This window comes from Arthrobacter sp. TE12231 (assembly GCF_054062895.1).
This window is the reverse complement of record NZ_JBSSFS010000001.1, coordinates 2,311,069-2,335,140: the sequence shown is the minus strand read 5'-3', so window position 1 is coordinate 2,335,140 and position 24,072 is coordinate 2,311,069. Positions and strand designations below refer to the sequence as shown.

General features: G+C 65.0%; 22 protein-coding genes. 9 read left to right on the top strand and 13 right to left on the bottom strand.

Annotated elements, in window-relative coordinates:
- Positions 1-543: 543 nt before the first annotated feature.
- Positions 544-903, bottom strand: coding sequence for a hypothetical protein (locus tag ACVWYS_RS10575; RefSeq protein WP_456506731.1), 360 nt, complete (start codon positions 901-903; stop codon positions 544-546).
- Between the two features lie 301 nt (positions 904-1,204).
- On the opposite strand from ACVWYS_RS10575, the gene ACVWYS_RS10570 reads away from it, so the two are divergent.
- The 4 genes from ACVWYS_RS10570 (at position 1,205) to ACVWYS_RS10555 (ending at position 4,272) form a co-directional block, all read left to right on the top strand.
- Positions 1,205-2,260 carry a hypothetical protein gene (locus tag ACVWYS_RS10570; protein ID WP_456506730.1) on the top strand — a complete coding sequence of 352 codons (1,056 nt, stop codon included), beginning with the start codon at positions 1,205-1,207 and terminating at the stop codon, positions 2,258-2,260.
- A 1,092-nt stretch (positions 2,261-3,352) separates the two neighbouring features.
- Positions 3,353-3,799, top strand: coding sequence for a hypothetical protein (locus tag ACVWYS_RS10565; RefSeq protein WP_456506729.1), 447 nt, complete (start codon positions 3,353-3,355; stop codon positions 3,797-3,799).
- Positions 3,800-3,926: 127 nt separating this feature from the next.
- Entirely contained in the window at positions 3,927-4,187 is a 261-nt protein-coding gene (locus tag ACVWYS_RS10560; protein ID WP_456506728.1) for a PLDc N-terminal domain-containing protein, read from the top strand.
- Entirely contained in the window at positions 4,108-4,272 is a 165-nt protein-coding gene (locus ACVWYS_RS10555) for a hypothetical protein (protein ID WP_456509165.1), read from the top strand. The genes ACVWYS_RS10560 and ACVWYS_RS10555 overlap by 80 nt, the downstream gene beginning before the upstream one ends.
- Positions 4,273-4,376: 104 nt before the next feature.
- On the opposite strand, the gene ACVWYS_RS10550 is transcribed toward ACVWYS_RS10555, so the two are convergent.
- Positions 4,377-5,552, bottom strand: coding sequence for a glutamate--cysteine ligase 2 (locus ACVWYS_RS10550; RefSeq protein WP_456506727.1), 1,176 nt, complete (start codon positions 5,550-5,552; stop codon positions 4,377-4,379).
- Between the two features lie 347 nt (positions 5,553-5,899).
- Here ACVWYS_RS10550 and ACVWYS_RS10545 point away from each other — a divergent pair, with 347 nt between their 5' ends.
- Complete coding sequence (locus ACVWYS_RS10545; protein WP_456506726.1) at positions 5,900-7,039, top strand: aminopeptidase P family protein; 1,140 nt, start codon at positions 5,900-5,902, stop codon at positions 7,037-7,039.
- Between the two features lie 278 nt (positions 7,040-7,317).
- Here the strand turns inward: ACVWYS_RS10545 and ACVWYS_RS10540 are convergent, their stop codons facing one another.
- The 6 genes from ACVWYS_RS10540 to ACVWYS_RS10515 form a co-directional block, all read right to left on the bottom strand.
- Positions 7,318-8,664: a M20/M25/M40 family metallo-hydrolase gene (locus ACVWYS_RS10540; RefSeq protein ID WP_456506725.1), complete on the bottom strand. Its 1,347-nt coding sequence runs from the start codon at positions 8,662-8,664 to the stop codon at positions 7,318-7,320.
- Between the two features lie 3 nt (positions 8,665-8,667).
- Positions 8,668-9,114: a hypothetical protein gene (locus tag ACVWYS_RS10535; protein ID WP_456506724.1), complete on the bottom strand. Its 447-nt coding sequence runs from the start codon at positions 9,112-9,114 to the stop codon at positions 8,668-8,670.
- On the bottom strand, positions 9,111-10,553 hold the full coding sequence (locus tag ACVWYS_RS10530; RefSeq protein ID WP_456506723.1) for an APC family permease: 1,443 nt from the start codon (positions 10,551-10,553) through the stop codon (positions 9,111-9,113). Before ACVWYS_RS10530 ends, ACVWYS_RS10535 begins: the two co-directional genes overlap by 4 nt.
- 193 nt (positions 10,554-10,746) lie before the next feature.
- The gene (locus ACVWYS_RS10525) at positions 10,747-12,033 is read right to left on the bottom strand and encodes an APC family permease (RefSeq protein WP_456506722.1); all 1,287 of its coding nucleotides are present in this window, start codon (positions 12,031-12,033) and stop codon (positions 10,747-10,749) included.
- Between the two features lie 276 nt (positions 12,034-12,309).
- Complete coding sequence (locus ACVWYS_RS10520; protein WP_456509048.1) at positions 12,310-12,975, bottom strand: alkaline phosphatase family protein; 666 nt, start codon at positions 12,973-12,975, stop codon at positions 12,310-12,312.
- A 42-nt stretch (positions 12,976-13,017) separates the two neighbouring features.
- Positions 13,018-14,346, bottom strand: a complete 1,329-nt coding sequence (locus tag ACVWYS_RS10515) for an MFS transporter (protein WP_456506721.1) — start codon at positions 14,344-14,346, stop codon at positions 13,018-13,020.
- A gap of 175 nt (positions 14,347-14,521) precedes the next feature.
- Here ACVWYS_RS10515 and ACVWYS_RS10510 point away from each other — a divergent pair, with 175 nt between their 5' ends.
- Positions 14,522-15,358: a shikimate dehydrogenase family protein gene (locus tag ACVWYS_RS10510; RefSeq protein ID WP_456506720.1), complete on the top strand. Its 837-nt coding sequence runs from the start codon at positions 14,522-14,524 to the stop codon at positions 15,356-15,358.
- 123 nt (positions 15,359-15,481) lie between these two features.
- Positions 15,482-16,279, top strand: a complete 798-nt coding sequence (locus ACVWYS_RS10505) for an IclR family transcriptional regulator domain-containing protein (RefSeq protein WP_456506719.1) — start codon at positions 15,482-15,484, stop codon at positions 16,277-16,279.
- Between the two features lie 188 nt (positions 16,280-16,467).
- Here ACVWYS_RS10505 and ACVWYS_RS10500 read toward each other — a convergent pair whose 3' ends face one another.
- A complete protein-coding gene (locus ACVWYS_RS10500) occupies positions 16,468-17,322 on the bottom strand; it encodes a helix-turn-helix transcriptional regulator (RefSeq protein WP_456506718.1) in 855 nt (284 codons plus the stop codon).
- 71 nt (positions 17,323-17,393) lie between these two features.
- Positions 17,394-18,752: an MFS transporter gene (locus tag ACVWYS_RS10495; protein WP_456506717.1), complete on the bottom strand. Its 1,359-nt coding sequence runs from the start codon at positions 18,750-18,752 to the stop codon at positions 17,394-17,396.
- 195 nt (positions 18,753-18,947) lie between these two features.
- Between ACVWYS_RS10495 and ACVWYS_RS10490 the strand changes: the two genes are divergently transcribed.
- The gene (locus ACVWYS_RS10490) at positions 18,948-19,910 is read left to right on the top strand and encodes an MFS transporter (protein ID WP_456506716.1); all 963 of its coding nucleotides are present in this window, start codon (positions 18,948-18,950) and stop codon (positions 19,908-19,910) included.
- A gap of 212 nt (positions 19,911-20,122) precedes the next feature.
- Positions 20,123-21,316, top strand: coding sequence for an MFS transporter (locus ACVWYS_RS10485; protein WP_456506715.1), 1,194 nt, complete (start codon positions 20,123-20,125; stop codon positions 21,314-21,316).
- Between the two features lie 114 nt (positions 21,317-21,430).
- Here the strand turns inward: ACVWYS_RS10485 and ACVWYS_RS10480 are convergent, their stop codons facing one another.
- The 3 genes from ACVWYS_RS10480 to ACVWYS_RS10470 are packed head-to-tail and all read right to left on the bottom strand — an operon-like array spanning position 21,431 to position 24,050.
- On the bottom strand, positions 21,431-22,129 hold the full coding sequence (locus ACVWYS_RS10480) for a substrate-binding domain-containing protein (RefSeq protein WP_456506714.1): 699 nt from the start codon (positions 22,127-22,129) through the stop codon (positions 21,431-21,433).
- The gene (locus ACVWYS_RS10475; RefSeq protein WP_344367985.1) at positions 22,126-23,100 is read right to left on the bottom strand and encodes an aldo/keto reductase; all 975 of its coding nucleotides are present in this window, start codon (positions 23,098-23,100) and stop codon (positions 22,126-22,128) included. The genes ACVWYS_RS10480 and ACVWYS_RS10475 overlap by 4 nt, the downstream gene beginning before the upstream one ends.
- Positions 23,097-24,050 carry a Gfo/Idh/MocA family oxidoreductase gene (locus tag ACVWYS_RS10470; protein WP_456506713.1) on the bottom strand — a complete coding sequence of 318 codons (954 nt, stop codon included), beginning with the start codon at positions 24,048-24,050 and terminating at the stop codon, positions 23,097-23,099. Before ACVWYS_RS10470 ends, ACVWYS_RS10475 begins: the two co-directional genes overlap by 4 nt.
- Between the last annotated feature and the right edge of the window lie 22 nt (positions 24,051-24,072).

Below are 24,072 nucleotides of genomic sequence, written 5' to 3'. Positions count from 1 at the left end.
CCGCCCTGCAGGACCCGGCAGCGGAGTTGCAGTCAGCCAGCGCCACAAAGTTCGCCGATGTTCAGCATGAACACTGGCGGCCTCTGGCGGGTCGAAGGCACAGCACGGACCCGAGACGGCGCCGGCGGCCCCCGCCCGGGTCGCAGCATTCAGCACCGTCGTTCAGCTGGTTCAATCCCCGTTGCTGTGGAGCGGCATCAGGCAGGTTCCTCCGAACGTCAGAGACGACTTGGTCCGCTACTATCCGCTGCGCACCGAAGTCGATGTTCATGCCTCTGGCCTGGCGGAGGCCATGCCAGCCGGCGGCCGGCTATCCGACGTCTACCGAATCGACGAACTGGACGGCCAATGCACCGCCATCTGGATGGAGGACATCCCCGAAACTCCGGGTGGAGAGTGGTCTGCGGGCCGGTTTCGGGACGCCGCGATGCTTCTCGGCAGGCTGGCCGGCAGCAGTGAGGTGTGGGATGGCGGCCCCGGCATTTCCTCCGCCAGAGACGCTGCCAGGATGCGGTTCCATCTGGCTACCGCGAACTCTTCTCCCTAGAACCTGATAACGATCCGACAGTACAGCCAACCGCATTCAATGCAATACCGCCGTCCATGAACGCGGATGCATCCGATGGTCAGTCCTACCGCCTCGGGATGGCCAGGTTGCACGAGCACCAGAGTCTGCCCCTTGTGATCCTCGTTGGTTCCAAAATCTTCAGTACCACCGACCCACGTAATGGGCTCTCGCTGCCAGCCCGTTGGCGCTGTCAGACCCAGTTCTTCGACAACATGGCTGACATCTTCGCCAGGCTTGAGTCGGCGAACCGTCAACGCACGGATGAAGTCATGCAGAAAATTTTGGAGCTCAATCACGTCCAGCAGAGAATCGTTAAGACGATCACCCGTGTCCATCGGAACCTCCCTCAAGTACGCCCAAGTCTACGATCGATTTGGGAGAATTTCATTTGGTTTCGCGGCCGGAGATGCGCGTAGCTGGGGTCAGGAAGATGTGACGCGACCACATTTGGGTTAGCCGCAGCCCAGACGAAGCTCGGGGATATCGTTGGCTCCTTGACAGCGCGCCTGATCAGGCGAACCATGTCGGGTAATTGGCCTACAGTCGGGAGAATTCCGCCGCCGGCGGACTGGCGCAGGCGCTGGCGAGCATCGGACTCGCGCCTCCGGTTTGGGCCATTTGGGGAGGGTTTGAATCATGACAAATTTCACGCGGGTGGGCGACAGCGGAGCATTGGCTGGTGCCGCTACTGATATAGCGGTTGAGCAGCTCGGGTTTTATTCGCTGACGGCGGTAAGAACGGGGTCGGGCAATCTGAAACTGATCAATTGGAGCACTGGCGGCCCGGGCGCTGTTACTCGGAACTCGGACAGCGACGATCAGGCAGGCGAGGTAAGCGCGATTGCCGTCGCAAGAAATCGGAACCTTACCGTCACCGCCGTCCGCGACGGCAGCGGAGATCTGCTTCTCATTTCTTGGGATGACGGGATCGGTTCGGGCCCCATCTCTCGTCTCAAAGACACTCATGGCAAAGCTGGGGCAGCCAGCATTGTCACCATCGTGCCGGGGCCGCCGAAGACAGCAGCGGACCTGGTGACGGCGGTTCGGGCGGGCAATGGCTCTCTGAAACTCATCAGCTGGGCTCTCGACAACGCCACGGGAACGATCACGCGTCTGGGCGACAGCGATGACCAGGCGGGCGCAGTAAGCCTCATCGCGGTCTCGGTGCCGTTGCCGAATGTTGTGCTCACCGCCGTTCGGGCCGGTAATGGCAAGCTCAAACTCATCAGCTGGGGCTTTTCCGAAGACGGCAAGAATATTTCCCGCCTGGGCGACAGCGGTGACCAAGCCGGTGAGGTGAGTGAAATCGCCATGGCGGGGCTGGCCACGGCGGTCCGGGCTGGCAACGGCTCGCTGAAGCTCATCAGCTGGTCGCTGTCACCGGACGGTACGCAGATCCAGCGGCTCCACGACAGCGACAACCATGCCGGCCCCGCAACCTGCATCTGCATCTCGCGTTTAGGCGACGCGCGATACGTGACGGCGGTGCGCGCCGGCAACGGCTCCTTGAAACTGATCAGTTGGGATGTCGATCCGAACAGCGGAATTATCCAAAGAACTGGGGACAGCGATGACAAGGCGGGTGCTGTCAGCGAAGTCGCTTTGGCAGTTCCCAGTGGAAACAACATCACGACTGCGGTGCGCGCCGGCAACGGGACGTTGAAGCTCATTACGTGGCGGATGGAGGACTAGAGGCCATATGAAGCGCGCGGGTGGGCTGACATAGGACTGGAACCAGGGTGCAAGGAGGTTCGGGGGTTATCCGGTCCGCGGCCTTGAACTGGACTGGTCCTGGCAGAGAATCCCGGGGAAGGCATCGGGAAGCTGTCCCCGGAGCAGGCCGAGATCCCACGGTTGCGACGTCAACTGGAGGTGAGCGAGAGCCGGTTGAAACGATCCGACGCAGCCCTTGGTGTGATCGGTAAGATACACGCCCCCTCGTGCTGTGCTTATTCGGGGCCGGTCGTATTCCGGAGGTCGACTCTTACTGCCGGAATGAAATCGCCAGTCAAAACTGTTCCGCACGGACGGCCGTTTCGGCAGCCCGGTTGGGGCGCCGAAGTGGGCCAGAAAGAGGGTGTGCACATTGTGCACACCCTGGGCTTCGGATCGGGTCGTATGTCGGCCGGATCGGGTCGGATTCCGCATGTTTCCGGGGGAGCCCAGTGTTTGCGGGGGAGGGAATGCAGTTCGAGTCCCACCTCGGGCACGTTTTTTCCCTGTTCAGGGGCTTGTGGGCCGCTGAGTGTGTACAAATCTCCTTTTATGGCCCCTGCGGGGCCCATTTTTGTAGGCGGCAGTTGCGCTCTGGCGGCTCCTTCTCTTGGCCTGGGACAGCGGTGTTGCTGTTCACTCCTTCATGGCCGGGAGCGCCTGAAACTGCATGACTTGCTTGGACTTGGGATCAAACCCTCATGGTCATCGCTGTTGGCGGCCGGAACCCTTGGGAAACTCTCGTCATGTCCTCGATGATGATTTCGAGCACCGGACAGGGGCCGGGCGAACGGATCGAGTTTGGTGACGACCAGGGTGCCCCCGGCCCGGTAGCCGCCCCGCTTTGTTGACTCCCGACCGTTCCCGTCGCGCCGAGGTGACCATTGATCCGGTCCTCGGGGACGCCCAGACGCGGGGCTATTTCATGACGCGGGCGCCGTGGGATTCCTGTACCGCCACTACGGATCACCTTCCCCGGATGAGGTCCAGACACACGGTGCGGGCAGACAAAAGTCGGACTCGCGCATGGCAGGCCCGCCTGCCGCAATCCATTTCGAAAAGGAGCCTCCAGTGTCCAGACCACACACGGTCCTTGCAGGAGCGATCGTAGCCGCGGCAGCCATCGCACTGCTCACGAGCTGCAGCACGTCCAGCCCCGGCACCAGCGTCAGCAGCGCCAGAGCGGAGAAGAACGTTTCGCAGGCCTGCGCTGCTGCCAGCGCCTTCGCCGGGTCCCTGACAAATTTCAAACAGACACTAAAGCCGGGCGCCACGATAGAACAGATCAAATCGGCAAGGGAACAGGTCGCGAAGACCTACGACGACCTGGTCAAGGCCAGCCAGGAGGTAGCCAAGGACGAGATGGACGCCGTCAAACCGGCCGAAAACAAGTTCGACGCAGCCGTCAGAGCCGTCCCGGATGACGCCTCGCTGACCCAGGCAGCAGCATCCCTGCGGGACGATGAAGCTAACGTCCAGGCCGCCATCAGTGACCTCCAGACGGCGACCAAATGCTGATGCCCAGGCTCCTCCGGGGGACCTGCGCCCAGCTTCGGCACGGTCCAGGATGCATCCCCGTACAACACCGCTCCCATCGAAAGCAGCGAAGCTGACATGAATTTCTTGGAAGACTTTTGGGACCCTCTTGTGGTGGTTTTTCTGCCTGTATGCCCTGATCGCCTTCCTCTGGGCGTTGTTCGCAGTCATCGGCGATCTCTTCCGCGACGACAAGCTGAGCGGCTGGTCGAAGGCCCTCTGGATCCTCTTCCTGGTCTTCGTGCCCTTGTTGGGCGTGCTGGTGTATTTTGATTGCCCGCGGAAAGGGCATGGCGGAGCGGTCCATGGAACGGGCGCGGGCCAACCGGGAGTCCTCGAATGCCTACATCCGCAGTGTCGCGGCAGCTAGTCCCAGCGAGGAGATCTCCGAAGCCACGGCTGTTCGGGACTCCGGAACCATCAGCGCTGACGAGTTTGAAAGGATCAAGACCTAAGCCCTGGTCTGAGAGCGCCATCGACCGGCGCCGCGAGGCAGCAGAGATGCAGCACTCCTCGGCCGACGCTGTAGTGGCTGTCCTTTCGTGGCCTGTCGGGTCAGTCAGCTAGTTTGCAGGCGCCGGGACCGGCGACGAGGTGCCGGGGCGGTCCCGTGGGTGTGTCCGATGGCCTCGAGCACCACGGCGGGCAGGCTCTGGGTGCTCATCATGATCTCGCGCTGCCGGCGTGCGCCCGTGCCGGTGGTCAGGATCCGGGCCACTTCCGAGGTCACTTGCTCCTCGTCCCCGCTGTCGGCCAGGGCTGGCCGGATATGGGAGAGGAGGACCTGGACCACTTCGGCGGCCGGGCATGGAGCGTTCAGCAGGGGGTGCAGGAGGGTGTCGTCGACTCCTGATTGACTTGCCTTCCACGCCGCCAGGCGCAGTTGCCCGGCGGATAGCGGGGGCGCAGAAATCCCGGCGCGCCATTCCTGGGCGGCCCGTTCAACGAGTGCCCGCACGATCGCGGCAATGGCGGCCGCGTGTGAGGCCTCCATGCAGACGTCGGCAATGCGCACCTCCACCGTCGGGTGATTCCGGGAGAGGCGCGCGTCGAAGTACACCATGCCCTCGTCGAGGAGTACGCCCGTTGTCAGCAGGGATTGCACGTACCGGTGGTATTCCCGTTCTGATCCGAACCTTTCGCTGGGCCCGGCGGTCGGCCAGCGGTTCCACACCTGGTAGCGGAAGCTTGCGTATCCGGTGTCGGCGCCCTGCCAGAAAGGGGAGTTCGCGCTCAGCGCCAGCAGCACGGGCAACCAGACCCGGATTCGGTCCAGGACTGCCACCCCTTCCTCACCGTCGGTGATACCGACATGAATATGGAAGCCGCAGGTGAGTTGCTCCCGAAGCGTCAACCCGAACCGGGTTGCCATGTTCAGGAAACGGGGCTGCGGTACGAGGGTAGGACTGGCCGGGACGGGACTGGTGGCCACGGCGGCCGCTCGTGCGCCCACCGAGCGGGCCGCCTCGTCGGCAAGCCGCCGGCCCTCTCGGATCCCCGCAATTACTTCCTGGAGCGTGGAACAGACAGGGCCAACGGCCTCGAGCTGCTCTTGCTGGACCTCCAAAGCCAAGAATGGGCCGCCACTCGTTCCGGGGTGCTGTGGGGCCTTGGCCAAGCACGCTTCCGCGGCGGGTACGGGCTGCCCCGTCGTGGCATCGACGAGCAGGAATTCCTCCTCGACGCCGAACGTCCTCTGAGCCCCGCCGCCAGAACGGTTGGGTGGTCTCGTCATTGAAGAATTCAAGGCAGCTCCTAACAGGAAGGCCTCCAGCCCTGCTGCGGCAGGGCGGCTGCCAATGACGCTATACAGCCTCCTCCACGAGCCATGACCACCGGCTCGCTCGCGCTGCTGATTTCCCCAGAATATCCCCGACAAGAGCCTGCCGGAAGGAAAAGCCTGTTGTAAGACGGTCATCCAGACGCAAGTGCCCCAACGGGCCCCACCTTGCGGGCAACGGGACGCGTAACGGAATGTCGGGGCAGTGATGCGGGATTACCGGAGGCTCGTCCCTCCGCACTGGCAGCGGTCGTAGGCGCGATGGGTTGACCGGTGATGCTCCGCGCACGACAATGCGAACCATGAGTGATCATCGCAGCTTTTCCGAGCCGGCTCCGTTCACCGCCGGTGACTTCGCCGAGCGGTTGCGGCGAGCAGCTCACGCCGCCCAGGATGCCGGGCTCGACGGCATCCTGGTCACTCCTGGACCGGACTTGCTGTACCTCACGGGGTATGCGCCCGTGGCCATCACCGAACGCATCACCATGCTCGTGGTCCCCGTCGACGCGGAGCCCGCCATGATCGTTCCGAGGCTCGAGAGGCCCGACGCGGAAGCAGCCGCCGGCGCCTCGATGCTGAGGATCACCGACTGGACAGACGGGAGCGACCCCTACACGGAATCTGCGGCGCTGATGGCTGGCACCGGACGTTATGCCGTCTCTGACTCGGCCTGGGCCATGCACCTCCTCGGCCTGCAGGACCGACTGCCCAAGTCGTCCTACGTCTCGATGACGTCCGCCCTGCCGATGCTTCGGGCGATCAAGGATGACGACGAGATCGAGCGGCTGGCGGCGGCTGGCGCGGCCGCAGACCAGGCGTACGAGGAGATCGTCACAGTGCGGTTCGCTGGGCGCAGCGAGGCTGACGTCGGCTCTGATCTCGCGGACCTGCTTCGCCAATTCGGTCATTCGCAGGTGGACTTCACCGTCGTCGGTTCGGGTCCGAACGGCGCCAACCCTCACCACGAGATCGGCCCGCGGATCATCGAGGACGGTGACATGGTGGTGCTTGACTTCGGCGGCCTCAAGCACGGCTATGGATCAGACACGACGCGGACTGTGCACGTCGGCGAACCCACCGCCGAGGAGCGCGAGGTTCACGACGTTGTCAAACACGCACAGCAGGCCGGGTTCGAGGCCGTGCGGCCAGGAGTCGAGTGTCAGGAGATCGATCGAGTGTCCCGGGCGGTGATCGCTGAAGCCGGCTACGGCGACTACTTTATTCACCGGGTCGGGCACGGAATCGGATTGACGACCCATGAGCCGCCGTACATGGTCGAGGGCGAAACCCAGATCCTCCACCCCGGCATGTGCTTCTCGATCGAACCCGGAATCTACCTGCCGGGCAGGTTCGGCGTAAGGATCGAGGACATTGTGACGGTCGTTCCTGACGGCGGACGGCGACTCAACCAGACCTCGCACGAAATGAGAATAGTCCACTAGTCAGCCGACGTGCTCCACACACTGACGTGGACCCGGAACGAGATCGCTCCTGAGAGTCCTCAGGAGCGATCTCGCATTGGCCAGGCCGAGCGCTGGGCAGAACCCATGCGACCCACCGATGCCGCCGGCAGGCGCGATTTGGCCGATGCAGGCAAGCAGGTAGTCCGGCTTAGCGGCCACGGCCGAACCGCGGCCGTTGCCCCAGTCACAGAGCGTGACTGGTTTATGCGAACCTCATCAACGCGGTGGTGGTCGTCCACCGGTACGGGCGGGGGCGGCTAGCCGGACAGGGTGGTGTAGTGCTGGAGGAAGAGGGCCAGGGACTCGGCCAGGGCGCTGATTTCGCCCGGATCGACGCTCTCGTTGGGTGCGTGGATGAGTGCGAGCGGTTCTTCGACGCCCAGCAGGATGATTTCCGCGTCCGGGTAGGTGTCGGCGAAGACATTGCAGAGGGGGATTGATCCGCCCTGGCCCAGGGTGGTCATCGGCTGCCCGTATGCCTCGGCCATTGCGGCACTCATGGCATTAAACGCCGGCCCGCCAACTGCCGCCTTGAAGGGTGACCCGATGGCCTCCAGGTCCACGGCGACGTGGACTCCCCAGGGGGCGGTGGCCTTGAGGTGGTCGACCAGCGCTGTGTGGGCGTCAGCGGCTGCCATGCCGGGCGGGACGCGCAGGTTCAATCGGGCGGCGGCCCGCGGTACGATCGCCGCGGTCGACCCCGTCACCGGCGGGCAATCAATGCCTAGCACGGTGACGGCCGGACGCGCCCAGAGCATGTCGGAAACGGTGCCACTGCCTAGCAACGTGACGCCCTCGAGCACCCCGGCGTCGGAACGGAACTGCTCGGGCGGGTAAGGTGCGCCCGTCCAGGTCTGGACGTTGTCCAACCCGGTGACAGTGGTGTTGCCTCGCGTGTCGCGCAGCGATGCCAGCATCGAGATCAGAGCGGCGAGGGCATCGGGCGCTGCGCCGCCGAACATGCCTGAGTGGAGTTCGGATGTCATCGCCTCCACGCTCACCACGACGTTGACCATGCCGCGGAGGGTCACTGTGGCCGCAGGGTGTCCCACGGCGGCGTTGCCGGTGTCGCAGACCAGGATGGTATCGGCTCTGAGCAGCCCGGGGCGGCTCGCCACGAATGCCTCGAGCCCGCCGGTGCCCTGTTCCTCCGATCCCTCGACAACGAGCTTCAGATTCACCAGTACGTCGTCGCCGAGCGCCCTGAGTGCGAGAAGGTGGGCGAGGATGTTGCCCTTGCAGTCGGCGGCGCCGCGGCCGTACCAGCGGCCGCCCACTTCGGTGAGTTCGAAGGGCGGGGTGCGCCACGCGGCATCATCGAGGGGTGGCTGCACGTCGTAGTGCGCGTAGAGGAGCACGGTGGGCGCCTCCGGATCGGGGCCCGGTCTTGAGCCGACGACTGCGTCGGAGCCGTCCGGCGTCCGCTCGAGATGGGCATCGGAAAATCCGAGCTCAGCGAATTTTTCGAGCACCCACTGAGCGGCCCTGGCACACTCCTCGACGGGGAACTGCCGCGGGTCCGCCACAGACCGGATGGCGACGAACTCGGCCAACTCCTCCCGTGCCGGTCGCATTAGTTCGGTGATGCGGTCTCGGAGGTCCACGGCTCACGCACCACCCGTGCGGTACGTCTTGAGGGCATTGATGAACTGCTGGAACTCAGCGAGCTGGTCCGGGCAGTAGACCTTGATAATCGCGACCTCGCCGATGGCGATGCGGGCGTTCGCGATCACGGGCCTGTTGCCTGGCCCGGTGGCCCCGTTCGTCAGCTGGCTCAGGAAGGTGGCCCGGCTCAGCGCATTGTTCGGGTTCGCGCAGACCGCGCCGCCGTCGTCGCCGAGTACACGGGCTATCTGTTCGCGCGAGGGGGCCGTCCCACCGGCCGATTCGATCGTCGCGATCAGCTGGTCGGCCTTCGTCAGGGACTGTTGCGTCTCCCTCGCCTGCCTGAAGTTCAGCAGTGCGACAACGGCGAACACCACGAGCAAGGTCATGGCAACGATGTAAATGACCGAGCGGCTGCGCTTGGTCGAGGACTCAGTCTGCGTGCTCATGACTTCGGCACCTCCGTCTGCGTTTGTTGGTCGGGCAGCTTCCAGGAGGGCTTGCGGAACCTATAGAAGAGGAACGGCACGAGCAGGCCGAGCCCCAGTGCGCCGCCGCCGACGATCAGGAAATAGACAAGCGGATCCCCGTTGCCGAATTGCGACGGCGGGACGAACCCGACAAGCAGCGCGGCCAGGGAGGCTGCGAATCCTACGCCGCACAGCGTCAGCAGCATCGGCGCTCGGAAGCCACGCGGGTGCTCAGGGTCGTTGCGGCGGAGCCGGACGGCGGCCACGAACATGAGCAGGTACATGATCAGGTAGACCTGCGTGGTGATCACCGAGAAGATCCAGTACGTGCTCGAGACGTCCGGGATCAGCGCATATCCGAGAGCGATCACGGTGGTGACGAGCCCCTGGATGACCAGGAGGTTCTGCTGGATGCCGTTCTTGTTCAGCTTTTGCAGGAACGGCGGGAGGTAGCCTTCCTCACGCGAGATCAGCAGCAGGCCCTTGGACGGACCGGCCAGCCAGGTCAGCATGCCGCCGAGGGAGGCCGCGACGAGCATGATGCCCAGGATCGGCGTGAGACCTTGCATGTTGAAGGACGCCAGCACCGCGTCGAAGGCCTGCATGACACCCGCGGTGAGGGAGAGCTCATCGGCCGGGACGATCCAGCTGATCGCTAGCGCCGGCAGGATGAAGATGAGCAGTACGAGTCCCATGGCCAGGAACATCGACTTCGGGTACTCCTTGGACGGGTTCTTCAGGGAGGACACGTGCACCGCATTCATCTCCATGCCGCTGTAGGACAGGAAGTTGTTCACGATCAGCACGAGGCTGGCCAGTCCGGCCCACTCGGGGAAGAAGTTTGCCGCGGTCATCGGAGCGGCGGACGGATTGCCCTGGCCGAGGAAGACCACACCCAGGATGACGAGCAGGGCGCCCGGGATCAGGGTGCCGATGATCAGGCCACCGCTGGCCAGGCCTGCCACGCCCTTCGTGCCGCGAGAGGAGACATACACGCCGGCCCAGTAGAACACCACGATCACCAAGGCTGTCCACACGCCGTTGCTGGCCAGTGCCGGGTTGAAGACGTAGGCGAGCGTGCTCGCGACGAATCCCAGCAGGGTCGGATAGTAGAAAATCGTCATTGCGAACTGGCACCACACCGCCAGGAAGCCCATTGGTTTGGAGATTCCGGACGATACCCAGTTGTAGATGCCGCCCTTCCATCCGGAGGCCAGCTCGGCGGACACGAGGGAGGTGGGCAGCAGGAAGACGATCGCGGGAACCACGTAGAGGAAGACTGAAGCGAGGCCGTAGACGGCCATGGTCGGGGCCGCTCGGAGACTGGCGACCGAACTGGTGGTCATCAGCGCCAGGGCCACCCAGGAGATCCACACGGCAGGGGGCGCCTTCGGCCGGGTCAGTGCCTGTTCGCTCACGGGAGCCACATCCCGGGGCGCCCCGTGGTCTGTGCCACGGGCCAGGCGGAGCTATACCGCCTGGGGCGAGTAGTCGACGGTTTGAACATGCCACTGCCCCCTTATCACACAAAGTTCTCGGTGCCTACAGCATGGACTTAGAAATTAGCAGGGAACAGTCCCTAACTCCCCTATGCGTCAGGTCTGCGGGGTGCTAATTTGCGCGGTTTCGGGTGCGTTTCCAGAGCAGGTCGGTGATCAGGGCCAGGGCGAGGATAACCGCCAGCGCGGCGGCGGTGGCGGGTTCGTTGACGAGCGTGGTGGTGCAAAATACGACGAACGTTCCCAGGGTCGCGATCAGGGCGATGATGAGCATGAAAAGCAGGGCACCGGTCTCCCGGTACACCTTGAAGTGGGCCAGGGTGACGGCGGAGAAAATGAGCAGTGCTACCGCACTTCCGAGCGATGCGATGCTGTTCAGGTTGAACAGCAGCACCATTACTGCCGCGAGGCCGGCCATGACCAGCAGCCCGACCGGTACTTGCCGGCGGCCCAGGGAGCGGCCGAAAACCGGTGGGAACTGGCCCACCGAGGCCAGATGCCGGGTCATCCCCACAGAGGGGTAGAGGCTGGCGTTCACCGCCCCGGAAGTAGAGAGCAGGGCCGTGATGACCATCAGTACGTAGCCGAACTGGCCGAGCGTGGGCTTGGCGGCCTCGGCCAGCGCCGTGGCGCCGTAGGCGACGACCTGGTCGGCGGTCAGCGTCCCGAAGACGCCCAGGGAGACGGCTACGTACACCGTGGTGGCGATCGCCAGCGCCAGATACATGGCGCGGGGCAGTTGACGCGACGGGTCAGGCAGATCCTTCGCGGTGAAGGTGATGACACCGAACCCGAGGAAGGCGAAGAACGTCAACGCCACGCTCGCGACGATCTCGCGAACGCCTGGGTAGCCCGCTGGGTCGAGGAGCGTCGGGTTCCAGTTAACGATCGTGACGATCGCGAACACGGACAGGATGCCCAGCACCACCTTCACGATCACGGACTGGACTTTTGCCACCGCCGTGGACCCGACGGCGTTCAGGAAAGTCATGACCGCGATGAGCGCGACGGCGAACACCTTGGCCCAGCCTGGGTCACGATTGGTCAGCACTGCACTGGCATAGCCGCCGAAGGACGACGCCACCATTGCTCCGACGATCGCTCCGGTCACATAGAACAGCCATGAAACGATCCCGGTGACGTGGCCTTCTCCGAACCCTCGGGCCAGGTAGGCGAGCATGCCCCCACCGGAAGGATAGGTGGCGCCAAGCTTTGCAAACGAGTACCCCTGAAGACCTGCGATGGCTCCGGCGACCAGAAAGGACACCCACACGGCCGAGCCGGCGACGGCGCCCGCTGCTCCTAAGAGGGCGAAGATTCCCGCGCCCACCATCGAACCCACGCCGATGAAGGCCGCTTGAATGACGGTCATCTGCTTCTTCGGAACCCTGGTCGACATGGTGGCCCTCCCCGTCGTTGGGCCCTCGCGAACGGCCCCGCCTGGAGGCTACCACTGTGCCTCCGGTCTGCGGAACCGGTCAACGGCCTGGATGCGGCACCGGAGGGCAACATGTCCCGCCAAGCTCCTCAAATAGTCCGACGCGCGGGTGAGAGGTCAGCTAGCCTCTGACCCCGGGGCGAGGGAGCAACTCCGGGCGCCAGCGGCACGAGGTGATGTTAGCCAAGGACCCACGACCGGGAACGGCAAGGCTGGGAAACCCGGCGGCACCGGCGGCTACCGGGCGTTGAAGACGTCCGGGCCGAAGCTGTTCTGGCCGGCCGCCCCCGCGTATCCGAGCCGGGGTACTGAAAAGATGTCCTCGATGCTGGCGAGCAGGCTGTAGTGGTTGTACATCCTGTCCGATGTTGTTCCCCCTTTGGTGAACGGCGAGATCACCAGCGCGCCGACCCGCCCGCCAGCCGTGCCTCCGGGGACTCCCGACGGACCGGAGGTCTTGCTGTCGGCTTCGTCGAAGGTAATGACCAGCACCCCGTCCTGTTTGAAGGCCGGTGAGTCCAGGATGCCCGGAATCTGCTGCTGCAGCCAGCTGTCGGCACTTTCGAGGCCGCCCGGCCTGCCGTCGACGCAGGGGCTGTCGTGCCCGTCATTGCACAGGTTGGGTGTGATGTAGGAAAGGTTCGGTGTCGTGTCCGGGGACTTCAGATCATTAGCGAAATGGGTGTAGTCCACGACGTTTTTCTGGCAGTCCGGGGAGGACGTGATTTCCTCAAAGTACACGAACGGGTTGTGGCGCGTTGCGTACTGGTCGCCGACTTTGGCTCTCTGGCGATCGTCCCTGGAATCGAGTTCGGGATGCTGGCAGGGAGCGCCCATGTCCTCCATGTAGCCCTTCCAGGTCTTGCCGGTAGAACGATCGCTGGAGCTCCTCTTCTCCCGCAGTCGTCCCCCCGTGTTGGAGGCTTTCGCAGCCCAGTTGGACGATCAGTTGACGGGGTTGCCGAGTTCGCGCAGCGGGGTCTTGCTGGTTTCGCGGGCCCATGCGGCGCCGGCGACGGCCAGGAGTGAGGAGGCGGCGACGATCCAGGCGGCCGGGCCCCAGTTGGCTTTGTCCCCACCGACCAGCGCGGTGCCGAGCAGCGGGGTGAAGCCGGCGCAGAGGATGCCGATCTGCAGGCCGATCGCCATGCCGGAGTAACGGACCTTGACGTTGAACAGCTCGGAGAACCAGGCCGGGTAGACGGCGTTCGAGGCGGCGTAGGTGCCTGCGGTGATCAGCGTGCTGGCCACGAAGATCATGGGGATGTTGCCGGTGGAGATCACGGAGAAGTAGACGAAGATCATCAGCCCGGACCCGATGACGCCGGTGATGAAGACAATGCGGCGTCCGAACCGGTCGGAGAGGCGGGCCGCGAGCGGCTGCGTGACGATTGCGATCACGTTGCCGAGGATGCTGACCGTCAGCATGGTCGATGCACTCACCCCGACGGACACTGCGTAGGCCAGGCCGAAGGACTGCATGAAGGTGTTGGTAACCACTTGGAAGGACATGAGGGCGACCTGGAAGAACTGCGCCGGGTGCGTCTTGAACATCTTGGCGAAGGGCAGCTTCACGAGTTCGCCGTGGTCGTGCTTTTCTTCGAAGACCTCAGGTTCTTCCAGCGTGCGGCGGACGAGGAACGCGACGATCAGGACGAAGATGGAGAGCCAGAACGGGATGCGCCAGCCCCAGGCGAGGCGGTCGGCTTCGCTCATGGCGGCAACCGGCAGGAACGCCAGCGAGGCCAGCACGATGCCGAAGGAGATGCCGCTCATCGCGAAGCTCGCGAAGAAGCCGCGGCGGCCGGTGGGGGCCTCTTCCATGGTCAGGGCGGAGGCTCCGGCGGTTTCGGCGCCGGCGGAGAGGCCCTGCATGAGGCGCAGCAGCACCAGCAGGGCCGGTGCCCAGTATCCGGCGGTGCTGAAGTCGGGCAGCATGCCGATGAGGAAGGTTGCAGCGCCCATCATGACCAGGGTCAGGACCAGTGTGGACTTGCGGCCGATTTTGTCGCCGAGGTGGCCGAAGAGCACCGCGCCGAAGGGCCGTGCCACGTAGGCGACGCCGAAGGTCGCGAAGGATGCCAGCAGGGCGGCCGTGGGGTCGCCGGGCGGGAAGAAGATCTTGGAGAAGATCAGCGATGCCGCGGTGGCATAGATGAAGAAGTCGTAGTACTCGAGGGCGCCGCCCAGAAACGCGGCCAGGGCCGCCTTCTTGGCTCGCTTGAGCTTACGCTCCTCCTCGACGACCGTGGGGATGGTTGCGAGTTTGGTCATGGTGCTGGTCCTTCCGCACTGAAAGACGGGGATTTGGAGATGGGAGATTTTTAGTGTGTGCGCATACCGCGCATCTGTGCGGTATGCGATTATGGAATAGCATACCGCAGCGTGAGGTGCCTCACAACGATTGATTGCTTCGCCCGGCGGCTTCCCCTCCCTGAAAGGCGGCACCATGGACAACCAGACACCGGCCTCCCGGCTGTTCCTCATCGGCTCGGAAGCCTCGCAGGCCATGTCGCCGGGGCTGTGGAATCCCGTCCTCGAACAACTCGGCAGTAGCTGGGCCTATGAGGCCTGGGATGTGCCTCGCGACGTGCCCATGGCCGGGGTCCGCGCCCGGCTCCTGGAATCCGACGTCGTCGCCGCCAATGTCACGATGCCCCACAAGAAGTGGGCCGCGCAGGCCGCCGACGTTGCGACCGAAGCGGTCCGGCTGGGCGGCGCCTCCAACTTGCTCATCCGGGACGGGCGGAGGCTGGCCGCGTACAACACCGACGTTGCCGCCGTCGCTGAACTGCTCGGTGGCCGGCACCAGCGGCATGCGGTCATGCTGGGGGCCGGCGGCGCGGCCCGGGCAGCGCTTGTGGCGCTCAAGGGGCTGGCCGGGCGGGTCACGATCTCCGACCGGGACCCGGGGGCCGCGCGGCAGCTGCTTGCGCTCGGCGCGAGCCTGGGCATGGACGCGGAGGCGGCCTCGTGGGCGGAGGCGCAGGAACAGGCGTCCCGGGCCTCGCTGATCGTCAACGCGACGCCGGTTGGCAAAGGAAGCGACGACGCGCCTGTCTGGGGCGGGGGCCGGCTGGCCGGGGACGCGTTCGTCTACGACTTCGTCTACGCCGGACACGTGACCGGCACAATAGCCGCCGCGAGGGACCAAGGACTGTGCTGTGCCGACGGCTGGGACCACCTCCGAGCCCAGGCGGCCGCGATGATTCCGCTCCTGGACCTGGCGCCGCAGGCGGATGCCCTGATACAGCGCACGCTCGCCGCCATCCGGACGAAGAGCTGACATACAGCCCGACGCCGGGACGCACGCGCCGCCGTCGTTGTCCGGGGCCTTATATGATCGTAAAAGCCTGCAGCCTTTCGGTATCTGCGGGCCCTAGTGCAGGTTCAAGAAGACAGGGAGTCCATGGAGGAGCAACCGGCGTATTTTGTGAAGTCGGTGGAAAAGGCCTTCGACGTCCTGCTCGCCTTTACCGCGGCCTCTCCGCGGCTGACCGTTTCCCAGGTCGCCGTCAAGGCGGACATGACCCGGGCCTCCGCGCGGCGGTTCCTGCTGACCCTGACGGATCTGGGCTACCTCCGCGCCGACGGCCCGCAGTTCGAGCTGACGCCACGCTCGCTGGACATCGGCCAGTCATTCCTGGCGAACCTGACGCTTCCCAGGGTGGCGGAGCCGCACCTGAAGTCCCTGGCAGCGCGGCTCAACGAAACAACCTCGCTGTGCATCCTGGACGGCACCGACGTCGTCTACGTGGCTTGCGTGCCCTCTCCGCGGCTGCTCAGCGTCTCCATCAGTGTGGGCACTCGGTTCCCAGCTTGGGCGACGTCGATGGGGCGCGTCCTCCTGGCGGCGCTATCCGAACCGGAACTGCAGGCCTACTTCGACTCGGTCCATCTGCAGCGCTTCACCGAGCGTTCCATCGGAAGCGTCGACCAGCTCCGGGCAGAAATAGACTCGGCCCGCGTCAAGGGCTGGTCGATGGTGTCACAGGAACTGGAGGAGGGCCTGCGCGGCGTGGCCGTGCCCGTGTGGCGCGGCAACGACGTCGTCGCGGCCATCAACGTCTCCTTGCAGACGCACCGGGCCCCCGCGGAAGCCATCGAGAAAACGGTCGTTCCGCTCCTGCAGGACGCCGCGCGGCAGATCGGCAACGACTTCGGCGGCCGGCGGGCAGGATTGTCCAAGGCTGCAGGGCAACGATAGTGCGGACCTGGTGGACCGAGGCGACCTTGCTGCGGAACAGCGATCTGGACTCGTCGCACGCTCGCAAGTGACGCCTGCCAAGCCGAAGCCCCAGTGCTGGCGGCCCCGGTTCACGGACGAGCTGCAGCCGGCGCCTCGGTAGGTCCTGCTTGAGCCTTTCCAGTTTCCTGACCCACAGGGCGACCGGTTCAGTGGGAGTGGACGGTGGGTGCGGTCCAGCTGGCGAGTATTCGCATGGCGTCGGCGGTCGCGGATCCGGGTTCGACGGTGTAGACGAGCATGACCAGGCCTGGGTCTGTGGAGAGTTCGAATGATTCGTAGCCGAATTCGAGGTCGCCGACGGCCGAGTGGGTGAGCATTTTTCCTCCGGACCGGTAGCGGAAGACGTCGTGGGAGGCCCAGAGCGAGCGGAAATCATCGCTTTGGGTCGAGAGGGTGCCGATGATCTCGATCAGTTCCTTGTCGTAGGGGTCCTTGGCCGTTGCGGCGTGCAGGAGCGCGACGACGTTGTGTTTGGCGGTGTCGAAGTCGCGGTGGAACCGTTGGGCTCGTGAGTCCAGGAACAGGTAGTGCGCGTAGTTGAAGCGGTCGCGGGATCCGTCGTCAGGCAGTGAGTAGAGTGCCCGGCCGATTCTGTTGGAGGCGAGGCGGTCAAGTCGGGCGTTCTGCACGAAGGCGGGGGCATCGATGGAGTCCAGGACACTCTGGATACCTGGCCTGACGGTGCTGCGGTTGGAGGGTTTCCGTCGCGGCGCGCGCCGTTGGGTGATCCGGGTGAGGTCGAGCAGGTGGTCGCGTTCGTCTTCGTCGAGCTGCAGGGCGCGGGCTATTGCTTCGATGACTTCGCGGGACGCACCGGAGATTTTGCCGCGTTCGAGACGGGCGTAGTAGTCGACGCTGACGCCGGCGAGGTGCGCTACTTCTTCGCGTCGCAGGCCGGGGACGCGGCGGGCTCCGCTGTAGAGCGGGACACCTGCCTGCTCGGGGGTGAGTTTGGCGCGGCGGGACGTGAGAAAGCTGCTGATCTCGGACCGGGAATCCATATCTCCAAGGGTAGGCGAGCAGCCTTGGGTGCTGACAGGACCTGTCAGGTCCCCCCAACGCTCAGGTGCGTTCATCGCCGCGGCAAACGGGTGGCGAGGGGTGCCATTGCCAGGGCGAGACCGGCCGCTATCAGCAGGCTGGTGGAGAAGCCTTGAAGGAAGGTGGTCGAGCGGGCGAGCAGGGAGCCGAACACCGCGACCGCCAATGCCCCGCCAATCTGACGGCTGGTGTTGAAGATGCCGCTCACGGTACCCGCACGCTGTGGATCGAAGTTGTTCAGCAGGACGGCGGTGATGGTCGGGATGACCAGGGGCCCCGCGAGACCCACAAGGATCATCACAGTGGCCACTACCCAGACCGGTATGGCCGCCGGCAGGAGGGCGATAAGGGTGAGTCCTGCGGCCATGAACGTCATTCCGCCGGCGATGAGTGTGCGTGCGCCGAGTCGTTCCGAGAGCCTGGCGATGAAAGGCGTGAGGACCGCACCGGCGAGCATCATGGGAACGAAGACCGCTCCGGTTTCCACCGGTGAGAGGCTGCGTTCCTGCTGCAAGTAGAGGCTCATGACAAACGGCAGGCCAAAGTAGCCCACCATGTAGGAGAAGCCAATCCCGATGGACACGGCCATCGTGCGGTTACCCAGCAGCGGCAGCGGCACCATGGGGTGCGCTCCGCGGCGCTGCGAAACGACGAAGTCTGCACCTGCAAGGACGAACAAGCCAAACGCAACGATCGTTGGCGGTGCCGTGATGCCGGCCGCTCCGGCTTCGATGGCACCGTAGGTGAGGGCCCCCATGGCGGTGATCGCGGTGACCTGTCCGGCCCAGTCGACAGGGACGGACAGTTGCGGCGACCGTGGAACGCGCCGCAGCAGCAGCAATGCCCCCGCCCCGACTGGAAGGTTGATAAAGAAGATCAACCGCCAGTCGACGAGCGAAAGCAGACCGCCCAGCACGGGTCCGGAGATTGACGCCAGCGCTCCTCCCATGGCCCACATCCCGACGGCGCGTGCACGCTTGATGGGGTCGGGGAAGGCTTCGCCGATCAACGCCATCGACGCGGGAAGCATCACTGCCGCCGCAGTTCCCTGCAGGATCCTTGCCCCGAGCAGCACAGTGACTGTGGGCGCGAGTCCGCATCCCAGCGAGGTGACCACGAACGCGGTCATGCCGATTGCGCATGCACGCCTGGCCCCGACCCGGTCAGAAAACGCTCCGGCCGATAACAAGCACGAGGCGAACAACAACGTGTATCCGTCAACGATCCACTGCAAACCGGTGATCGTCGCCCCGAGGTCGAGGCTGATTTGGCGCAGAGCAACGTTGACCACCACAGCATCGAGCGTGATGACGAAAAATCCGGTGACGGCGGCGAGCAGCGCTGCCCTTGAATGACGGACTCCCGCTGGAGTGAGTGTGGTGGTGTTCAAAGACGTTCCTTCTCAAGGGGTCGGCGTTCTCGAATGGGCCGCCTTGCTGACGTTACGAGGAACGGAAGAGACGAAACAGGACCTGCCAGACCATGTCTCAACAGGGCCTTCTCCGCGCAGGGCAGGTACGGGATCGTCAAAGGGCCGGAACCTATCGGTTCCGGCCTCCACTCCACCGAAAGAAGCTTTGCGCGTATGACGACATCCACTACTCCGGCAGTGCCGACACGGCAACGGCTCCCGTTCGTCGTTCCGCTGCTTGCGTTGGGTACATTCTTGATCACTACCGAGTACATCGTCGCGGGACTTCTCCAGGAGATCGCGGCCGATCTGGGTGTCGGTCTTGCCCGGGTCGGGCTCCTGATCACGGCCTTCGCGGTCGGAATGATCGTTGGTTCCCCTGTCATGGCTCTGGCGACTCTGCGCCTGCCGCGGCGCGCCACGCTCGTTTTCGCGCTGGTGGTCTTCGCGGCCGGACACGTCATGGCGGCGCTGGGAAGCGACTTCGGGATCGTTCTCCTCGCGCGTGTCATCACTGCCCTGGCGGCAGGGTCATTCTGGTCCGTGGCCGCTGTCGTCGCCACGCAGGCGGCCGGCCCGGCCAACAGCTCCCGTGCCCTGGGTGTCATGATGAGTGGCGTCGGCCTTGCCACCGTTGCCGGCGTCCCGCTCGGATCCTTCGCCGGCCAGCTCCTTGGCTGGCGAGGGACATTCTGGGCCCTGGCGATCCTGTCTCTCCTCGCAGCTCCCGTTATTGCGCGGTTCACGCCCGCAGACACCCGCTCCCACGTGCCATCCGTGCGTGCCGAAGTAAGGGCGATCATGACCGGCCGGATGGCCATTCTTGTCATCGCGACCGTTCTTGCCACCGGCGGCTACATGACAGCCTTCAGCTATCTTTCCCCGCTGGCCACCGACCGTGCAGGAATGCCGACCTGGGCAGTGCCCTTGATCTTCGTCGTCTTCTCATGTTCCTGCTGGGCATGGCCGGTATGGGCATACCACCGGTCGGAACCGGCCTCGCCGTCCTCTTTGCCCACGGTGCGCCAACAATGGCTGCCGCAGTTTCCGTGTCTGCGTTTAACGGTGGAACGGCAATCGGCACCTGGTTTGGCGCGTCGGCGCTCGAATCGACTCTGGGCGTCCTGGGCCCGCTGACCATCGCGATCATCATGGCAGTCCTCGGTTTGCTGACGCTCCTGGTCCTGGCCCGTACCCGGGCAACGTCCCAACAGGACGCCGAAGCCAGCCTGTAAGTCCGTCCACGATTCCGGCAGGAATCATGGCGGACGCTTTCCAGCCAACACCGACCAGAAGGACAACCCTTGGAGTCAATAACTGCACCGGCGCCGGCACGAATCAACCGGGCCATGATCCTGCTCTTTGCGGTCGCAGGTGGAGCAGCCGTGGCGAACCTGTACTGGGCACAGCCGCTGCTTGAGGAGATAGCGTCGTCGTTCGGAACCTCGCTTGGGGCCGCCGGGCTGCTGGTGACGACCGCGCAGGTCGGTTACGCCGTCGGCACCTTCCTGATCGTTCCGTTAGGTGATGTCGTGGACCGTCGACGTCTCCTGCCGCTGATGATGCTCCTTTGCGCCGCCGCCCTTACTGCCGCTGCGGTAGCTCCGACCTTTGAGGTGTTGCTCTTCGCACTGGTCCTGGTTGGCTTCACAACAGTGTCCGGGCCCCTGCTGACGCCTCTTGCCGGTGACCTTGCCGGGCCCGGGCAGCGCGGTCACGTGATCGGAACCGTCGCCTCGGGGCTGATGATCGGAGTTCTTGCTTCGCGCACGATCAGTGGCCTTCTCGCCGAAGCGTTCGGGTGGCGGGCGCCGTACGCCGTAGCTGCCGCCCTGGCCCTTGTCTTGGCGGTCCTCCTGCGACGGACCATTCCACCGATGGATCCACGGGCCAAGCTGGGTTACGCCGCCCTGCTCGGCTCCACCTTCGGCGTGATCAAACGACACCCCTCCGTTCGCATGTCACTGTTCGTCGCCGGAACTGCCTTCGGCGTGCTCACGCTCTTCTGGACGGCGTTGACGTTTCTGCTCGCATCCCCACCGTTCTCGTACTCCGTCACCACGATCGGCCTGGTCGGGCTTGCGGGAATCGCCGGCGCCGTCGCGGCACAACGATCCGGGCGCCTGCACGATCGAGGCTTGTCCACGCCCGCCATCAGCGCAGCTCTGGCGCTGACCCTGGTGTGCTTTTTCCTCGCCTGGATCGGGGCCACATCCATCATCGTGCTGCTCGCAGTGATCATCCTTTTGGACATTGCGGTGCGGGCGGTCTCGACCTTGACTCAGGCCCGTGTTCTTGCCGTCGACCATGGGGCACGCAGCCGTCTCAATACGGCGTATGTGGTGAGCAACTTCATCGGCGGGGCCGCCGGTTCGACGCTCGCGACCGCTCTCTGGCAGCTCGGAGGATGGACAGCGATCATGATCGGCGGGGCTGTCGCGACAGCCATCGCGCTAATCCTCTGGGTCGCTTCTTCAAGCAGAAGGCGTGACAACGCGGAACACCCGATATCGGCACAAACGACCAGCCAAGAAACAGAGTGAACTGCCGTTCTGACGGGACAGATGACCACATCCTCGCGGCCGAGGACGCGGGGTCGTGGTTATCGCTGAGGAGTTCCAGGGCGGTCATGACAGCCAATCCGTCACAGCGAGACCTCAGGGCGCGCCAAAACTATGCAAAGACTTGATAGACGCCGCGAGGTCGGAGCGGAAGAAGGCCAACAGCTCCGCCGCGCCCGCCGCGTCGCTGGAGGATGTCGCGACAGCACCCGCGAAGACCGTGCTGATCGCGCAGTCGGCGGGGAGGACGCCGAGGATGCGCACGCCGGGCTGCCCGACCAACTCGCTGAGCTGCTGCAGGCCGAGATCGACCTCGCCCTCGGCGAGCAGGCGCGCCACGGGCACGCCTGGACGGGCCTGCACCAGCCGGTCGCGGACCTCATCGGTCATGCCCCATTGGTCGATCATTAACAACAGTTCGGTTCCGCTCGGACCGGTGGAATAGCCGATGCGGGATGCCGTGCGCAGGGCGCTGCGAAGCTCATCGGCATTAGCAAAGGCCGTGCCTTCGGGACGTTTGGCTGCATCGGGGCTGCGTGTGGGCACGCCTACGGCTACCTCCGACAGGACGACCGGGGTGATGGAGGCCGGATCGACGTGCCGCTCGGCAGCGAGGCGTTGGAGAGCGTCCACGGCGAGGAACACAAGGTCGAACGGCTCGCCGCCGGCAACCCGCCGGGCGGCGTCCACTCCGCCGACGGATTCGATCTGTAGAAGCGGTAGCCCGGCCGCGGCGGCAGCTTCAGCGAGGTCGGCGAGAACGTGGCGGGTGGCCATCGACGAGATCGCCTTCATGCGGCATCCTCGAAGGTCTCGGCGTCGACTTCGGCGGCAGATGCCGGTGCATAGCGCGCGCCAGAGATCGTGGCCGTGCCAATCAGCCCGCCGGCCCGCGCCAGCAGCGCGCCGTCGACAGAGATGCCGGCCGCCGCCATGTTCTCACGCAGGTGCGCGATGCTCGTTGTTCCCGGGATCGGCAGAACGTGATCGCCGCGGGAGAGCAGCCAGGCCAGTGCGAGCTGTGCGGGCGTGCAACCGGCCTCCGCGGCCAGCTCCCGCCAGGATTCCAGCAGTGCCGCATTCGCACCCCAGTGCTCGGGCTGGAAGCGCGGCATGCTGCGGCGGATGTCGTTCGGGGCCATCTCGCCCGGGTCCTTGATCGCATCCGCGAGGAAGCCACGTGCGACCGGCGAAAACGCAACCAGAGTCACGCCGTCCTCGCGAGTGGCGTCGAGCATGCCAAGCTCGGCATTGCGACTCCACAGCGAGTACTCGTTCTGCACGGCCGCAATAGGGGCGATTGCCTGCGCCTCGCGCAGCCGCGCCACCGACACCTCGGACAGGCCGATTGCGCCGATCTTGCCCGCGGCGACCATCTCGGCCAGCGCGCCGACGCTGTCGCCGATCGGCACCTTCTTGTCCCACCGGTGCAGGTAGTACAGGTCGATGTAGTCGACACCGAGCCGGCTCAGCGAAGCATCGACCTGTGCGCGCAGCGTATCGGGGCGTCCATCGATGACTTTCACGCCGTCGACGGACGCCATCCCGCATTTGCTCGCCAGGAACACCTCGTCACGGCGCCCCGCGATCGCGGCACCGACAAGTTCCTCGTTGCGGCCGCCGCCGTAAAGCGTCGCCGTGTCGAGCATCCCGATGCCTTCATCAAGAGCCGCGCGCAGCATCGCCAGCCCCTCGTCACGCGACGGGGGGACGCCGTACGCGTGGCTCAGCGACATGCAGCCGAGCCCGGTGGAGGGCAGCCTCACGCCAGCTGCTTCTCAAGCGAGCCGAGCACGCGGTAGCAGTCGATCACCTGGCGAAGCGACGAGTTCGGCTCGCGTCCCTCGCGGATTGCCGAGATGAACTCACGATCCTGCAGCTCGATACCGTTCATGCTGACAGCGACGTGCGACACGTCGATCGACTCCTCACGGCCGTTGTAGAGCTCGTCGTAGCGCGCGATGTAGGTCTCGGTGTCGCCGATGTAGCGGAAGAACGTGCCGAACGGCCCGTTGTTGTTGAACGACAGCGACAGCGTACAGATCGCGCCCGACTCGCTCTTGAGCTGGATGGACATGTCCATCGCGATGCCGAGTTCGGGGTGGATCGGGCCCTGGATCGCGTTCGCCTGCACGATCTTGCCGGCCTGGTAGGCGAACAAGTCGACGGTGTGCGCAGCGTGGTGCCACAGAAGGTGGTCGGTCCAGGACCGGGCCTCGCCCTTCGCGTTCGTGTTGGTGCGGCGGAAGAAGTACGTCTGCACGTCCATCTGCTGCACGTTGAACGAGCCCTCGGCGATCCGGTTGTGCACGAGCTGGTGCGAGGGGTTGAACCGCCGCGTGTGGCCCACCATGGCGACGCGGTCGGAAGCTTCGGCCGCGGCGAGCGTCGCCTCGGCGTCGGCGAGCGAGTCGGCGAGCGGGATCTCGACCTGCACGTGCTTGCCGGCCTTGAGGACCTCCTGCGTCTGCGAGGCGTGCAGACCTGTGGGCGTCGCGAGGATCACCGCATCGACGTCGTCGCGCTCGAGCACGGCGTCGAGCCCGACGACGGCGTTGGCGACGCCGTATTTCGCGGCGACTGCCTGGGTCGGTTCGAGCCGCGTGCCGCTGACGACGGTCACCTCGGCATCGGGGATGTTCATCAGGCCGTCGAGATGTTTCATGCCGAAGGCGCCTGCGGCGCCGACGACGGCCACACGGATCTTGTCAGTCATGGGGGCTCCTATGTTGCGGATG

Excerpts from the sequence above, each read along its gene's own strand:
- ACVWYS_RS10575 (WP_456506731.1), bottom strand. The coding sequence starts at position 903 with ATGGACACGGGTGATCGTCTTAACGATTCTCTGCTGGACGTGATTGAG.
- ACVWYS_RS10515 (WP_456506721.1), bottom strand. The coding sequence starts at position 14,346 with ATGACCAAACTCGCAACCATCCCCACGGTCGTCGAGGAGGAGCGTAAG.
- ACVWYS_RS10490 (WP_456506716.1), top strand. The coding sequence starts at position 18,948 with ATGACGACATCCACTACTCCGGCAGTGCCGACACGGCAACGGCTCCCG.
- ACVWYS_RS10480 (WP_456506714.1), bottom strand. The coding sequence starts at position 22,129 with ATGAAGGCGATCTCGTCGATGGCCACCCGCCACGTTCTCGCCGACCTC.
- ACVWYS_RS10570 (WP_456506730.1), top strand. The coding sequence starts at position 1,205 with ATGACAAATTTCACGCGGGTGGGCGACAGCGGAGCATTGGCTGGTGCC.
- ACVWYS_RS10500 (WP_456506718.1), bottom strand. The coding sequence starts at position 17,322 with ATGGATTCCCGGTCCGAGATCAGCAGCTTTCTCACGTCCCGCCGCGCC.
- ACVWYS_RS10525 (WP_456506722.1), bottom strand. The coding sequence starts at position 12,033 with ATGTCGACCAGGGTTCCGAAGAAGCAGATGACCGTCATTCAAGCGGCC.
- ACVWYS_RS10505 (WP_456506719.1), top strand. The coding sequence starts at position 15,482 with ATGGAGGAGCAACCGGCGTATTTTGTGAAGTCGGTGGAAAAGGCCTTC.
- ACVWYS_RS10555 (WP_456509165.1), top strand. The coding sequence starts at position 4,108 with ATGGCGGAGCGGTCCATGGAACGGGCGCGGGCCAACCGGGAGTCCTCG.
- ACVWYS_RS10545 (WP_456506726.1), top strand. The coding sequence starts at position 5,900 with ATGAGTGATCATCGCAGCTTTTCCGAGCCGGCTCCGTTCACCGCCGGT.
- ACVWYS_RS10535 (WP_456506724.1), bottom strand. The coding sequence starts at position 9,114 with ATGAGCACGCAGACTGAGTCCTCGACCAAGCGCAGCCGCTCGGTCATT.
- ACVWYS_RS10470 (WP_456506713.1), bottom strand. The coding sequence starts at position 24,050 with ATGACTGACAAGATCCGTGTGGCCGTCGTCGGCGCCGCAGGCGCCTTC.
- ACVWYS_RS10510 (WP_456506720.1), top strand. The coding sequence starts at position 14,522 with ATGGACAACCAGACACCGGCCTCCCGGCTGTTCCTCATCGGCTCGGAA.
- ACVWYS_RS10550 (WP_456506727.1), bottom strand. The coding sequence starts at position 5,552 with ATGACGAGACCACCCAACCGTTCTGGCGGCGGGGCTCAGAGGACGTTC.
- ACVWYS_RS10485 (WP_456506715.1), top strand. The coding sequence starts at position 20,123 with ATGATCCTGCTCTTTGCGGTCGCAGGTGGAGCAGCCGTGGCGAACCTG.